Origin of the sequence: Flavonifractor sp. An10, from assembly GCF_002161215.1 — a bacterium.
Classification (GTDB): domain Bacteria; phylum Bacillota; class Clostridia; order Oscillospirales; family Oscillospiraceae; genus Flavonifractor; species Flavonifractor avistercoris.
The window spans coordinates 12,700-25,943 of record NZ_NFMB01000002.1 but is presented as its reverse complement, the minus strand read 5'-3'; the positions used below and the strand labels follow the sequence as shown (position 1 = coordinate 25,943).

Below are 13,244 nucleotides of genomic sequence, written 5' to 3'. Positions count from 1 at the left end.
ATCCTATAATATATAGTCAGACAATGCAAGTATTATCATACAACTTGTACCCATTTTTCTGGAGGAGGTTTTCCCTATGCGCAGCGACAACGTGACGAAGGGCGTGGAGCGCGCCCCCAACCGCTCCCTGTTCTATGCCCTGGGCTACACCAAGGAGGAGCTGGAGCGGCCCCTCATCGGCGTGGTGTGCTCCTACAACGAGATCGTCCCCGGCCACATGAACCTGGACAAGATCGCCGAGGCGGTGAAGGCCGGCGTCCGGGCCGCCGGCGGCACCCCGGTGGAGTTCCCCGCCATCGCCGTGTGCGACGGCATCGCCATGGGCCACATCGGCATGAAATACTCCCTGGTCACCCGGGATCTGATCGCCGACTCCACCGAGGCCATGGCCATCGCCCACCAGTTCGACGGCCTGGTGATGATCCCCAACTGCGACAAGAACGTGCCCGGCCTGCTCATGGCCGCCGCCCGGGTGAACATCCCCACCATCTTCGTCTCCGGCGGCCCCATGCTGGCCGGAAGGCTGGAGGACGGCCGCCGCTCCTGCCTGAGCCACATGTTCGAGGCCGTGGGCGCCTACAAGGCCGGCAAGCTGGACGAGGCCGGCGTGGAGGACTATGAGAACAACGCCTGCCCCTCCTGCGGCTCCTGCTCCGGCATGTACACCGCCAACTCCATGAACTGCCTCACCGAGGCCATCGGCATGGGCCTGCGGGGCAACGGCACCATTCCCGCCGTGTGGTCGGCCCGCCTGCGGCTGGCCAAGCACGCGGGCATGCAGATCATGGAGCTGGTGGAGAAGGACATCAAGCCCCGGGACATCATGACCCCCGCCGCCTTCCACAACGCCGAGACGGTGGACATGGCCCTGGGCTGCTCCACCAACACCATGCTCCACCTGCCCGCCATCGCCCACGAGTGCGGCATCGAGCTGGATCTGGACATGTCCAACGCCATCTCCGCCAAGACCCCCAACCTGTGCCACCTGGCCCCCGCCGGGGACACCTTCATGGAGGATCTGGAGGGCGCCGGCGGCGTGTACGCCGTCATGAAGGAGCTGACGAAAAAGGGCCTGCTGGACACCTCCGTCATGACCGTCACCGGCAAGACCATGGCCGAGAACCTGGAGGGGGTGGTCAACCGCAACCCCGAGATCATCCGCCCCATCGACAACCCCTACTCCCAGGACGGCGGCATCGCCGTGCTCAAGGGCAACCTGGCCCCCGAGGGCTGCGTGGTCAAGCGCTCCGCCGTCGCCCCCGAGATGATGGCCCACACCGGCCCCGCCCGGGTGTTTGACGGCGAGGAGGAGGCCATCGCCGCCATCTACGCCGGCAAGATCGTCCCCGGCGACGTGGTGGTCATCCGCTACGAGGGCCCCAAGGGCGGCCCCGGCATGCGGGAGATGCTCAACCCCACCTCCGCCATTGTGGGCATGGGCCTGGGCGAGTCCGTGGCCCTGATCACCGACGGCCGGTTCTCCGGCGCCACCCGGGGCGCCGCCATCGGCCACGTCTGCCCCGAGGCCGCCCAGGGCGGCCCCATCGCCCTGGTGGAGGAGGGGGACATCATCTCCATCGACATCCCCGCCAACAGGATCGACGTCCAGGTGGACGAGGCCGCCCTGGCCGCGCGGCGCGCCAAGTGGGTCTGTCCCGAACCCAAGGTCAAGACCGGCTACCTGGCCCGGTATGCCAAGCTGGTAACGAGCGCCGCACGGGGTGCTGTGCTGGAGTAAGCCTTCGGCGGTCTTGACCTTGCCCCGCGCGTCAGCGCGTCCCAAGCGTTTTGCCCCAGGCAAAACCTTGATGCCCGGCGGGATTCACTTCCGCCGGGCAGATTTTATCCTCACTTGGGCCCCCATGAGGCGGCTGCGCCGGCCCATGGGGCATGCAAGACCGGGTATCTGGCCCGGTATGCCAAGCTGGTCACCAGCGCCGCTCGCGGCGCCGTCCTGGAGTAAGCGCGGGTTTCCGCCCGCCTCTGCCCGGCGCGTCAAGGATACCGCGCCCTACGTCCGGGGTGTCCGGGGGCGGGAACCACCTGCCCTGTAGGGGCGGATAGCATCCGCCCGCTTCGCCCCTTTCCGCTATACAAACATCCCGGCCCTCCGCTCGGAGGGCCGGGATGTTTGTTTGATTCAGAAATTGCTGTAGGGACTCTGGTAGCCGGCATCAGGGCCGCTGTTGTCCCGATAGGAGTAGCGGCCATGCACCACCCAGTCGTAAAAGTTGGCCTCGGTACCCCAGATGTAAGGGCTGAACCACAGCGATGCGATCTTCACGGTAAGAAAGGACAGCAGGCCCCCAACGCCGAGCCCAAAAATCGAGCCCAGGGAGAACGCCAGCAGCGAGGCAAGGCTGAGCAGAAGCCACCAGCCCAGGAAGGACAGATCCTGGATGAACAGCTCGCCCTTCCAGCCCATCATGGCCCTCTTGCTCTCGGTGATGGCGGCCAGGGCCCCCATCTCCGGGTTGTCCAGCAGGAAATACACCGCCAGGCGGTAGCGGTAGGTGACAATGACGGACAGGATGGCCGCGGCGATCACCAGCAGGAGGGCCAGGAACATCAGCATCGGGCCGCCCATTGCCGACACCAGCATCACGATAAAGGCGGGCACCAAAAACAGCAGGCTCCACAGTGTGGTGAAGATATAGATCAGCAGATACACCAGGAAGGCCCGGCCGATGGTGCGGAAGCCGTCCAGCAGATTCCAGTAGTTGGGCTGCTCGTTCCGCGCCATGCGCAGGACGTAGGAGGTGTAGCCGAAGCTCATGATCCACTGATAGACGGTGATGAGCAGCTGTATCACCAGGAAGGCCGCCACGGTGCGGGGGACGAGCAGCACGCGGATCAGATCCTCAATGTCGTAGCTTCTGTCCAGCACATACAGGTAAAAGGCGCCAAATGGGTTGGTCACCAGTTTGGACACCATGTTGGTGAGCACCGAGGCAAGCAGTACATACACCAGGGTCACCAGCATGGGGTGGGGATAGGTGGTGCGCATGGCCTGCTTGGCCAGCGCCTTGGCCTCCGGCCGGTTATAGCCCATAGAAAATTCCTCGCAATCTCTGTTTCTTGATTGGTGGAATCATTCTATCATATCAGCCGTCTGATTGCAAGGCGGGCAATTCCAGCCAGAAGCGCACCCCGCCGGCCCGGTTCTCCGCCCCGCAGGTGCCGCCGTGGGCGCGCACCGCCGCCCGGACGATGGCCAGGCCCAGGCCGGCCCCGCCGGTGTCCCGGCTGCGGGCCGGGTCGCCCCGGTAAAAGGGCTCCCACAGGCGGGAAAGCTCCCTGGGGGTAAATCCCTGGCCGTCGTTGTCCACCGCAAGCCACAGCTTCCCCCGGCTGTTCTCCAGCCGTACCGATATGCTGCCCCCCGCCGGGGTGTACCGCAGGGCGTTGGACGCCAGATTGCCCACCGCCTCCTCCAGCCGGGCCCGGTCGCCGGACACCGCCCCCTCTGTCAGGTTCAGGGTCACATGGAGATCCCGCTCCCCCGCGGACAGGGACAGGCGGTCAAAGCACGCCCGCACCAGAGCGGCAAAGTCCACCCGCTCCCGTTTGAGGGGGACGCCCCGCTCCAGCCGGGACAGATCCAGCAGCTGCCCCACCAGGGCCGCCATGCGGTCGCTCTCGTCCAGCACCACGTCCAGGTACTGTTCCCGCTTGGCCGGGTCGATGTCTTCCCGCAGGGCCTCCGCGTGGGAGCGGAGCACCGCCAGGGGCGTTTTCAGCTCGTGGGCCGCCGCCCGGGTAAAATTCCGCTCCCGGCGGATGGCCCGGGTCTCCAGCCAGGTCAGCCAACAGGCCAGGGCCACCGCCGCCGCCAGGGTGAGCAGGATGGCGGGCTCCAGGCCGTAGAGCAGGTAGAACGGGGGAAGCGCATAATTGCTTACCACAATCTGCTCCATGGAGCCGTCCATGGACATATTTGGAAATGTGCGGGGTGCCGTTCCCCCGGCGGTCATGATCATCTGATCATAGGTCAGGCCGGTGCGGGGATCCTGGGTCAGCAGCTGCTTGATCCAGGCGTCCATCTCCGCCTCCAGAGTCCGGTACTGCTCCAGCCGCATTTCCGGCCCGCCCCGCCCCGCCAGGGCGGAATAAAATTGCACATGGGGCGTCTGGATGTTCTCCATGGTTTTCCCCGGAAAGCGGGCCGGATCGGCGTCCACCAGGGTGATCTCCTCCCCGTCCAGGTGGAGCACCGCTCGGATGGGGAAGAACGCCTCCCCCTCCGTCCAGCCGGTCATCTCCAGGCTCTCAAAGGCGGCAGACGCCTCGTCATAGAGCTGATAGACCCTGAGCCATGGATATTCCATGAACACCCGGGCGGCGGCCAGCTGCTCGGCGTCGGTCATGGCGGCGTCAAACAGGACGTATTGGAGGAAGCCGTCCTTGGCGATCCGGGCCATCAACAGCTGGCTCTGCCCCAGCACACCGCCTTCCTCGTCATAGATCCGCAGGAGCATCTGGCCCCCATAGCGCTCTAGCTCTTCACAGGCGATCATGCTCAGATCGACCGAGAAATCCATCTCTTCCCCATTCAGGGAACCGGCCGACCGGCGCGCCTCATATTCGTTGGTGAGAATGTCCTCCGCGCTCCACCGTCCGTTGAGCCACACCAGCGCCGCCATGGCCGCCGCCCAGACGGCCAGGCAGATGCACAGCGTCCGGGCAAAGGCCCGCAGAAACAGAAGCCTGTCTTTCACGACGCTCCCTCCTCCAGCTTGTAGCCCGCCTTGAACACCGTCTTAATCTGCTTTCCTGCCGGGCCCAGGGCGGCCCGGAGGGCCTTGATCCGGCCGTCCACCGCCCGGTCGCCCCCCTCGAAGTCGATGCCCCACACCCGGTCCAGCAGCTGGCTCCGGCTGAGCACCTGCCCTTGGTGGCGCATGAGGCAGAGCAGCAACTCGTACTCCCGGGGCGGCAGCTCCACCGCCCGGCCGTCCACGGTGCAGGCCCGGCGGCCCGGCTCCAGAGTGATGACCCCGCAGGTGAGGGTTTCCGTCCCCGGGCCGCCCCGGCTGCGGCGGATCAGCGCCCCGGTCTTAGCCAGCAGCACCGCCAGGGAGAAGGGCTTGGTCACGTAGTCGTCCGCCCCCAGGGCGTAGCCCCGCAGCACGTCCTCCTCGCCCCCCAGGGCGGTGAGGAACAAAATGGGCACCCCGCTGTGCTCCCGCACCGCCCGGCACACGGCAAAGCCGTCCAGGTTGGGCATGAGCACATCCAGCAGGATGGCGTCGTAGTCGTTCTCCCGCAGCAGCTCCAGGGCCTCCGCCCCGTCCCGGGCCAGGTCGCAGTCCGCCCCGTGGGCGGTGAAGTAGTCCCGGATGATGTCCCGCAGGCGCTGTTCATCCTCCACGATCAGCACATGGCCGTCCATGGTCTCCCCTCCTCTGTTTCCGCCCACAGTCTAACCCCCAGATGTGTCGGAGTTATGACAAAGGCCCTGGAGGGGCACTCCAGGGCCTTGTTTGATGAAAGAATGCTTACCGGCGTCCGGCTCCGCCGCCGCGGAACCCGCCGCCGCGGGAGAAGCCACCTCCCCCGCGGGATCTGCCGCCGAAGCCGCCGCCCCGGGAGAAGCCTCCGCCGGAGCGCCCGCCCGCCGCCCGAAGCCCCGCCGTTGAAGCCGCCGCCCATGGGGGCGGGCCTCTGGGCGGGCGGGCGGCCTGGGCCGGTGGGGCCAGCGAAGATGAAGGGCCGGTACACATAGGGCGGGGCGGCATGCCGGGCCCCATGTACCGCCGGTGATAGCGGCGGTAGCGCCAGCCGTCGGCCAGAATCGCCACCACGATGATCACCACGATCAGCGGCGCCAGGAACAGGGACAGCAGCGTCCCGATCAGGCTGGAGCCCGTGTGGGCATAGAAATGGTCGTTCTCCGGCTGGGGGAGATATTCGTAACCCGGCTGGGCCGCGCCCCCCGTGGCGGAGGTGGCGTAATAGCTCTCATACCAGCCATAGACGTCGTCGAAGAAGGCCCGGGTGGCGCTGTCGTACTCCCCGGCGTCGTAGCCGTCGTAGAAGTCCTCCTCCAGCCAGCCCTCGATGGTGGAGGCGGACAGGGCGTCCTCAATGCCGGTGCCCGCCATGGCCCACACCTTGTTCTCCCCCACGGCGTACACCAGCAGAAAGCCGTTGTTCCGCTCCGCGTCGCCGATGCCGCCCCACTTCTCCGCCACGGCCATGGCGTAGTCGGCGGAGTCCATGCCGTCCATGAAGTCCACCGCCACCACCACGATCTGGCCGCCGGTGGCCTCGAAGAGGGCCTCGTTCTGGTCGATGATGTACTGCTCGGTCTCCTCGCTGAGCACGTCGGCGTAGTCGGCCACATAGAAGGCGTCGGTGGGCTCCACCACCGCGCCGGCCGTGCCGGTGAGCAGGGCCGCCCCCAGCAGGGCGGCGGTCAGCAGCTTTTTCATGGCTTCCTCTCCTCTCACTGGAAGATCTCCGCCGGCTGGACGAAGGTGAGCGTACCCAGGATGCCGGCGGGGAAGCCCCCCAGCACCCGGGTGTTGAAGTCCTCCGCCGCGGCGTTGTAGCCGTCCCGGGAGATGGTGTCCTGCTCAGAGGCCAGGTCGGTGCGGAAGCCCTGGACATAGTCGGCGTCCCGCTCCGTCAGGCTCTCGTCCTCCAGCTTGAGGAACACGGTCTCCGCGTCCCCCAGCAGCCGCTGGTAGGCCGCGTAGGCGTCGGAGATGCCGGTGCTCCCCGCCAGGGCCTCCCGGCTGGCTGTCAGGTCGGTCAGCTCGCCCTGATCCAGGTAGCGCCCCGCCACGGTGAGCAGGTTGGCGGTGATGTCCACGCAGTCCTGGAGATCCCCGGCGATGGGGGCGAACTGCGCCTCCACCTGCGCCCTGGCCTGCACCAGGGAGCGGTGGGAGCCCAGCAGGGTGGACAGCACAATCACCACCGCCAGCACCACCATGGCGCCGGTGTGGGTTTTGAGAAATTTCATGGGATTACCTCATTTTCAAAACAGCGGGTGGTTTGCACACCGGACGGGCGGATACTATCCGCCCCTACGCGCTGTCAGCCACGCAGTTCCAACAGCTTCTGCTTGAGCTGGCCCTCGATCTTGCCCAGCTCGGCCTCGGCCTCCCGGCGCTTCTGGGCGCCCTCCCGCTGGATGTTCATCACCTCGTCCAGGGTGGAGATGAGCTGCTCGTTGGTGTGCTGGAGGGTCTGGATGTCCACCACGCTGCGCTCGGCCTCCTTGGCGGTCTCGATGGTGCCCATCTTCAGCATGTCGGCGTTCTTCTGCAGCAGCTCGTTGGTCATGTTGGTCACCGCGCTCTGGGCGGCGGTGGCCTGACGGGAGTGCTCCAGGCCCAGGGAGAGCACCATCTGGCTCTTCCACAGGGGGATGGTGTTCACCAGGGAGGACTGGATCTTCTCCAGCATCAGGGTGTCGTTGTTCTGGATCAGGCGGGTCTGGGGGCCCATCTGGATGGAGATCATGCGGGTCAGCTCCAGATCGTGGAGCTTCTTTTCAAACCGGGAGATCATGTTGGCCAGGTCGTTGTACGCCTGGGCGTCCTCCTGGGTGCCGGACTGGGCGGCCTTCTTCTGGAGCTGGGCCAGATCCTCCTCCCGCACCTGCTTGAGCCGCTTCTTGCCCGCCAGGATATACATGGTCAGCTCTTTGTAATACTTGGTGTTGAGCTCGTACATCTGATCCAGCATGGCGATGTCCTTCATCAGGGTCACCTGGTGGCCCTCCAGCACCTCCACGATCTTGTCCACATTGGCCTCGGCCTTGGTGTAGGCCACCTTCATGGCCTCCAGCTCGTTGCGCTTCTTCTTGAAGAACCCGAAGATGCCCTTCTCGTCCTCCTCCTTGCCGAAGCCCTTCAGCTCCACCACCAGGGAGGACAGGGCCTGGCCGATCTCCCCCAGATCCTTGGTGCGCACCGAGTTGAGAGTGCTCTCGGAGAAGCCGGCGATGTTCTTCTGGGCCGCCGCGCCGTACTGGAGCACCAGGTTGGCGTCGGTGATGTCGATCTGCTTGGCAAAGTCGTCCACCATCTTGCGCTCGGCCTCGGTGAGCTGGCTCTCGTCCAGCTGGATGGCCTGGGCATCCTTGTCCTGCTGGGCGGCCGCCGCGGCCGCCGCGCCGGTGGGATCCAGGGTGAGGGTGGGCGCCTCCGGGGCCTTGGGGGCCTCCGCCGCCGCAGCGGCGGTGTCCAGATTGGGGGTCAGGGTGAGCTCCGGGGTGAAATCAGTTTGATCAGCCATGGTTTTCCTTCCTCCTCGTTATGATTGTCCCATCTGCATGCCGCCCAGGCCCTCCCGGGCCAGCATCTGCTCCAGGACGGTGATGTCGGTTGAAATATCCAGCGCCTCGTCGGCAAAGAGGGCGTCCAGCTGCTTGTCAAAGGCCTGAACCACCTTGTCCATCATGGCGTCGATGCGCCCCATGGTGCCGTCGATGTTGGCCCCCTCCACCCCGGCGCTGCCCATCCGGTCATAGGCGTTGAGCAGCTTCAGGGTGGTGGGCAGGTAGTAGTTCAAAAACCGGCGGATCTGGGGCAGCTTGGCGGGCTGCCCGGCCACGATGTCAAAGATCTTGCCGGTGACCTCCTCCATGTGGACGATCTGGGCGGAGATCTTCTCGTCCTCGATGTTGTCGTCCAGCCGCCGCAGCTCGGACAGAGCCCGCGCCCGCTCGGCGGCGATGGGATCCTCCGGCGCCTGTCTGGCCGGCTCCGGCTGGGGCTCAGGTTCCGGCTGAGACTCCGGATCCGGCAGGTTCAGCACCTTGTCGGGGCACAGCTTTTTCAGGCCGAACCACACCAGCAGCGACGCGGCGGCCACCAGCGCAAAGTGCCACAGGGCATACATGGGCAGGAAAACGGCCCACAAAAGCCACACCGCCGCCGCGCCGTACAGCGGTATGGGCGATTTTTTCACGATTTTTGCCATGGGATCTCCTCCAGACCTGGGGATGGTTTTATTCTACCTTTCCCGTCTCCGGGTGTCAAGAAAACACGTTGACTTTAGGGGGAAAAGTTATTATCATTATATCTATTGAGAAAAAAAGGTTTCAGCCAACAGAGAGGAAGTCTGCGCCATGCTCACACTCAAAGATTTCAAAGAGGCCCGCGGCGTGCTCTCCGGTGTGATCCGGGACACCCCGCTGGTCTACAGCCCCGCCTTTTCCAAGGCCACCGGCAATCAGGTGTACATCAAGCCGGAGAACATGCAGCTCACCGGCGCGTACAAGATCCGGGGCGCCTACTATAAGATCAGCACCCTCAGCGACGAGGAGAAGGCCCGCGGGCTGGTCACCGCCTCCGCCGGCAACCACGCCCAAGGCGTGGCCTACGCCGCCCAGCACGCCGGGGTGGAGGCCACCATCGTCATGCCCACCACCACCCCCCTGGTGAAGGTGAACAACACCAAGGACTACGGGGCCAAGGTGGTGCTCCACGGGGAGACCTTCGACGACGCCGCCGAGCTGGCCTCTAAGCTGGCCCAGGAGGAGGGGCTCACCTACGTCCACCCCTTCAACGACCCCGCCCTGGCCACCGGACAGGGCACCATCTCCTACGAGATCTTCCAGGATCTCCCCGATGTGGACGTGATCCTGGTGCCCATCGGCGGCGGCGGGCTGGCCTCCGGCGTGTCCACCCTGGCCAAGCTGCTCAACCCCAACGTGACGGTGATCGGCGTGGAGCCCACCGGCGCGGCCTCCATGAAGGCCAGCGTGGAGGCGGGCCACGTGGTCACCCTGGACAGGGTGGAGACCATTGCCGACGGCGTGGCGGTGAAAACCCCCGGTGACCAGATCTTCCCCTATATCCAGAAGAATATCGACGACATCATCACCATCGACGACGACGAGCTGGTGGACGCCTTCCTGGACATGATGGAGAAGCACAAGATGATCGTGGAGAACGCCGGCCTGCTGCCCATCGCCGCCCTGTACCACCTGAAGTGCAAGGGCAAGAACGTGGTGCCTGTCCTCTCCGGCGGCAACATGGACGTGATCACCGTGGCCTCCCTGGTGCAGCACGGGCTGATCAACCGGGGCCGGGTGTTCACCTTCTCCGTCCAGCTACCCGACCGTCCCGGCGAGCTGCTGCGGGTGGCCCAGATTGTGGCCGAGGCCAACGGCAACGTCATCCGGCTGGAGCACAACCAGTTCGTCAACATCAACCGCCAGAGCGGCGTGGAGCTGCGGGTCACCCTGGAGGCCTTCGGCCACGCCCATAAGAAAACCATCCTGGAGGCCCTCCGCGCCGCCGGGTATCAGGCCCGGGAGTGCAGCACCAAGAACGTCTATGACTGACGGGCGGCGGGGGCAAGCCCCCGCCCTGCTGCGGCGCGTCAGGGATGCCGCGCCCTACACTGCCGGCAGGTTGCCGCGGCGCGCCGGGTCGTCGCACCCTACGCGGGCGGCCGCAGGCCGCCCCTGCCCCCTCGGAGAGCGGAGGGGGGCACGCGGGGGGAACTGGTTCCCGCCCGCGAGGCGCGGCTCGGAGCGAAGCGACAGGCTTTCCGCAGAAAGCCTCCGCGCCTTTGAGGGGGGTATCGGGGAGGCTGTGCCGCATATGCGGCGCGGCCTCCCCGTATCTAGGGGGGATGAAATCCCCCCTAGACCGGGTTATATGATGCGGTGCCGTTTCCCCCGGGGCAGGGGCCGCCGGGCCGGCGCCCGTGGGCGGAGGGGAGCCCCGGCGGGGCCCCGGGCGGCGTCCGCTTGCCGTATCCTATGTGCCCCGCCCCCAGTTTGCCCCGGGCCTGTCCCGGGCGCCACGGCTTATCCTACCACACAATTCTGAACTTCCCTTCAAGGAGTGGTAAAAAAATGATTAAAATTGCCCCGTCCATCCTCTCGGCAGATTTTGCCAACCTGGAGCGGGACATTCACCGGGTGTCCTCCGCCGACTGGCTCCACGTGGACGTGATGGACGGCTGCTTTGTGCCCAACATCACCATCGGCGTGCCGGTGGTAAAGTCTATCCGCAGATGCACCGACCTGTTCCTGGACGTGCACCTGATGATCGACAAGCCGGTGCGGTATGTGGAGGCCTTTGCCCGGGCGGGGGCGGATCTCCTGTCCGTCCACCTGGAGGCCGACCACCCCACCGGCATCGCCGAGGCCCTGCGGCGCATGGAGGCCTGCAAGGTCAAGAAGGCGGTGGCCCTGCGGCCCATCACCTCCGCCCGGGCGGTGCTGCCCTACCTGGAGGGGCTGGACATGGTGCTGGTGATGACGGTGGAGCCCGGCTTCGGCGGCCAGGCCTTCCTGGAGAACCAGCTGGACACCATCCGCCAGGTGCGGGAGCTGATTGAAAAGTACAACCCCGCCTGCCGGCTGGAGGTGGACGGCGGCATCGGCCCCAAGACGGCGGCGGCGGTGATTGCCGCCGGGGCGGACACCCTGGTGGCCGGCTCCGCCGTGTACGGCGCGGAAGATCCGGCGGCGGCCATCGCCGCCCTGCGGGGGGTGTGACCGATGCAGTACCTTCCGCCCGCGCTGGAGCGGCTGGTGGAGCAGTTCGCCCGCCTGCCCGGCATCGGCCGCAAGACCGCCCAGCGGCTGGCCTTCTTCGTCCTCTCCCTGCCGGAGGAGGACGCTGCCGCCTTTGCCGACGCCATCGTCAGCGCCAAAGCCTCCATCCACTGCTGCCCCGTGTGCCAGAACTTCTCCGAGGGGGAGGGGCTGTGCCCCATCTGCCAGGATCCCAAGCGGGACACCTCGGTGATCTGCGTGGTGGCCGACCCCAAGGACGTGGTGGCCATGGAGCGCTCCCGGGAGTACCCCGGCCTCTACCACGTGCTCCACGGGGTGATCTCCCCCATGAACCACGTGGGCCCCGACGACATCCGGGTGAAGGAGCTGGTAGACCGGGTGGCCAAGGGGGGCGTGGCCGAGGTAATCATGGCCACCAACCCGGACACCGAGGGGGAGGCCACCGCCATGTACCTGTCCCGGCTCCTCAAGCCCTTCCAGGTGAAGGTGACCCGGCTGGCCTACGGCATCCCGGTGGGCAGCCACCTGGAGTACGCCGACGACGCCACCCTCATGCGGGCCCTGGAGGGCCGGAGGGAGATGTGATGCGCCGGGTGCTGGTGCTGGGCTGCCCCGGCGCGGGGAAGTCCACCCTGGCCCGGTCTCTGGGGGAGGCCCTCTCCCTGCCGGTGGTGCATCTGGACAAGCTGTGGTGGAAGTCCGGGTGGGTCAACCGCACCGAGGGGGAGTTTGACGCCCTGCTGGACGCCGTCCTGCTGGGGGAGGAGTGGGTGATCGACGGCAACTACCTGCGCACGCTCCCCCGGCGGCTGGAGCGGTGCGACGCCGTGGTGCTGCTGGACTACCCCCGGCGGGTGTGCCTGCTCCGGGCCCTGCGGCGGATCCTCACCTGGCGGGGGCGCACCCGCCCCGATATGGCGGCGGACTGCCCGGAGCGGCTGGACGGTGAATTTGTCCGCTGGATCTGGGAGTTCCACCGCACCCAGCGGCCCCAGGTGCTGGAGCTGCTGGACGGCTGGACGGGGGAGCTCCGCGTGTTCCGCTCCCCCTGCGCCTGCGCGGGCTTCCTGGCTAAGCTGGAACGGGAGGGCCAGGCATGGAGAAAATTCTGAGCTATATCGAAGATACCTATGCCCCCGCCGCCCTGTTTGTCTACGGCTCCTATGCCGACGGCTCCAACGGCCCGGACAGCGACTTTGACGCCCTGGCCCTGACGGCGGACGGCCCGGCCCGCCGCGACGTGTCCCTCGTGGACGGGGTGCGGCTTGATCTGTTCGTCCACCCCGCCGCCGACTTTCAGGGGGACTTCCCCATGGCGGAGTTTCTCCGCCTGCTGGACGGGAAGCTGGTGTGGGATCGGGACGGCTCCGGAAAGGCCCTGCTGGAGAAGCTGGCGCCTATCGGGACAGCCTGCCCCCCAGGACGCCGGAGGAGAACCGCGCCCAGGCGGCCTGGTGCCGCAAGATGCTGCTGCGGGCCGGCCGTGGGGACGCGGAGGGGCTGTTCCGCTGGCACTGGCTGCTGACAGACAGCCTGGAGATCTGCTGCGACCTCTGCGGACACCTCTACCAGGGGCCCAAGAAGAGCCTGCGCTGGCTGGAAACGGCCCGCCCGGAGGGGTACGCCCTCTACACAGACGCCCTCTCCCGCCTGGACGCCGCCGCCCTGGAGCGGTGGGTGGCGTACCTGGAGGCCCTGCTGGACGGGCCGCAATAACTGCCTGCCATGAAAAACGTCCCCGGAATCTCTC

At 66.6% G+C, this 13,244-nt stretch carries 14 protein-coding genes; 7 read left to right on the top strand and 7 right to left on the bottom strand.

Annotated features, from left to right (window positions below):
- Positions 1-76 precede the first annotated feature (76 nt).
- Positions 77-1,738 (top strand): dihydroxy-acid dehydratase, encoded by a 1,662-nt coding sequence (ilvD, locus tag B5E42_RS02860; protein WP_087236671.1) that lies wholly within the window; start codon positions 77-79, stop codon positions 1,736-1,738.
- Positions 1,739-2,140: 402 nt separating this feature from the next.
- Here the strand turns inward: ilvD and B5E42_RS02855 are convergent, their stop codons facing one another.
- The 7 genes from B5E42_RS02855 to B5E42_RS02825 form a co-directional block, all read right to left on the bottom strand.
- Complete coding sequence (locus tag B5E42_RS02855; RefSeq protein WP_087236670.1) at positions 2,141-3,052, bottom strand: DUF975 family protein; 912 nt, start codon at positions 3,050-3,052, stop codon at positions 2,141-2,143.
- 52 nt (positions 3,053-3,104) lie between these two features.
- Positions 3,105-4,718 (bottom strand): HAMP domain-containing sensor histidine kinase, encoded by a 1,614-nt coding sequence (locus B5E42_RS02850; protein WP_087236669.1) that lies wholly within the window; start codon positions 4,716-4,718, stop codon positions 3,105-3,107.
- Entirely contained in the window at positions 4,715-5,392 is a 678-nt protein-coding gene (locus tag B5E42_RS02845) for a response regulator transcription factor (protein WP_087236668.1), read from the bottom strand. Before B5E42_RS02845 ends, B5E42_RS02850 begins: the two co-directional genes overlap by 4 nt.
- Positions 5,393-5,498: 106 nt before the next feature.
- Positions 5,499-6,434: a TPM domain-containing protein gene (locus B5E42_RS02840; RefSeq protein ID WP_141242430.1), complete on the bottom strand. Its 936-nt coding sequence runs from the start codon at positions 6,432-6,434 to the stop codon at positions 5,499-5,501.
- A gap of 14 nt (positions 6,435-6,448) precedes the next feature.
- Complete coding sequence (locus tag B5E42_RS02835) at positions 6,449-6,970, bottom strand: hypothetical protein (protein WP_087236667.1); 522 nt, start codon at positions 6,968-6,970, stop codon at positions 6,449-6,451.
- A gap of 74 nt (positions 6,971-7,044) precedes the next feature.
- Positions 7,045-8,250: a toxic anion resistance protein gene (locus B5E42_RS02830; RefSeq protein WP_087236666.1), complete on the bottom strand. Its 1,206-nt coding sequence runs from the start codon at positions 8,248-8,250 to the stop codon at positions 7,045-7,047.
- Positions 8,251-8,268: 18 nt separating this feature from the next.
- Positions 8,269-8,937, bottom strand: a complete 669-nt coding sequence (locus B5E42_RS02825) for a 5-bromo-4-chloroindolyl phosphate hydrolysis family protein (protein ID WP_087236665.1) — start codon at positions 8,935-8,937, stop codon at positions 8,269-8,271.
- A gap of 148 nt (positions 8,938-9,085) precedes the next feature.
- On the opposite strand from B5E42_RS02825, the gene ilvA reads away from it, so the two are divergent.
- The 6 genes from ilvA to B5E42_RS02795 all read left to right on the top strand — a co-directional run bounded on the left by ilvA (position 9,086) and on the right by B5E42_RS02795 (position 13,210).
- On the top strand, positions 9,086-10,306 hold the full coding sequence (gene ilvA / locus B5E42_RS02820) for a threonine ammonia-lyase (protein WP_087236664.1): 1,221 nt from the start codon (positions 9,086-9,088) through the stop codon (positions 10,304-10,306).
- A 519-nt stretch (positions 10,307-10,825) separates the two neighbouring features.
- The gene (gene rpe / locus B5E42_RS02815; RefSeq protein WP_087236663.1) at positions 10,826-11,473 is read left to right on the top strand and encodes a ribulose-phosphate 3-epimerase; all 648 of its coding nucleotides are present in this window, start codon (positions 10,826-10,828) and stop codon (positions 11,471-11,473) included.
- Positions 11,474-11,476: 3 nt separating this feature from the next.
- Complete coding sequence (recR, locus tag B5E42_RS02810) at positions 11,477-12,079, top strand: recombination mediator RecR (protein WP_087236662.1); 603 nt, start codon at positions 11,477-11,479, stop codon at positions 12,077-12,079.
- The gene (locus B5E42_RS02805) at positions 12,079-12,606 is read left to right on the top strand and encodes an AAA family ATPase (RefSeq protein WP_087236661.1); all 528 of its coding nucleotides are present in this window, start codon (positions 12,079-12,081) and stop codon (positions 12,604-12,606) included. The genes recR and B5E42_RS02805 overlap by 1 nt, the downstream gene beginning before the upstream one ends.
- On the top strand, positions 12,591-13,019 hold the full coding sequence (locus B5E42_RS02800; protein ID WP_087236660.1) for a nucleotidyltransferase domain-containing protein: 429 nt from the start codon (positions 12,591-12,593) through the stop codon (positions 13,017-13,019). Before B5E42_RS02805 ends, B5E42_RS02800 begins: the two co-directional genes overlap by 16 nt.
- Positions 12,959-13,210, top strand: a complete 252-nt coding sequence (locus B5E42_RS02795) for a hypothetical protein (RefSeq protein ID WP_087236659.1) — start codon at positions 12,959-12,961, stop codon at positions 13,208-13,210. The genes B5E42_RS02800 and B5E42_RS02795 overlap by 61 nt, the downstream gene beginning before the upstream one ends.
- Positions 13,211-13,244 lie beyond the last annotated feature (34 nt).

Coding starts and splice junctions, on each gene's coding strand:
- B5E42_RS02835 (WP_087236667.1), bottom strand. CDS start 6,970: ATGAAATTTCTCAAAACCCACACCGGCGCCATGGTGGTGCTGGCGGTG.
- B5E42_RS02845 (WP_087236668.1), bottom strand. CDS start 5,392: ATGGACGGCCATGTGCTGATCGTGGAGGATGAACAGCGCCTGCGGGAC.
- B5E42_RS02830 (WP_087236666.1), bottom strand. CDS start 8,250: ATGGCTGATCAAACTGATTTCACCCCGGAGCTCACCCTGACCCCCAAT.
- B5E42_RS02855 (WP_087236670.1), bottom strand. CDS start 3,052: ATGGGCTATAACCGGCCGGAGGCCAAGGCGCTGGCCAAGCAGGCCATG.
- recR (WP_087236662.1), top strand. CDS start 11,477: ATGCAGTACCTTCCGCCCGCGCTGGAGCGGCTGGTGGAGCAGTTCGCC.
- rpe (WP_087236663.1), top strand. CDS start 10,826: ATGATTAAAATTGCCCCGTCCATCCTCTCGGCAGATTTTGCCAACCTG.
- B5E42_RS02805 (WP_087236661.1), top strand. CDS start 12,079: ATGCGCCGGGTGCTGGTGCTGGGCTGCCCCGGCGCGGGGAAGTCCACC.
- B5E42_RS02840 (WP_141242430.1), bottom strand. CDS start 6,434: ATGAAAAAGCTGCTGACCGCCGCCCTGCTGGGGGCGGCCCTGCTCACC.
- B5E42_RS02825 (WP_087236665.1), bottom strand. CDS start 8,937: ATGGCAAAAATCGTGAAAAAATCGCCCATACCGCTGTACGGCGCGGCG.
- B5E42_RS02795 (WP_087236659.1), top strand. CDS start 12,959: ATGCTGCTGCGGGCCGGCCGTGGGGACGCGGAGGGGCTGTTCCGCTGG.
- ilvA (WP_087236664.1), top strand. CDS start 9,086: ATGCTCACACTCAAAGATTTCAAAGAGGCCCGCGGCGTGCTCTCCGGT.
- ilvD (WP_087236671.1), top strand. CDS start 77: ATGCGCAGCGACAACGTGACGAAGGGCGTGGAGCGCGCCCCCAACCGC.
- B5E42_RS02800 (WP_087236660.1), top strand. CDS start 12,591: ATGGAGAAAATTCTGAGCTATATCGAAGATACCTATGCCCCCGCCGCC.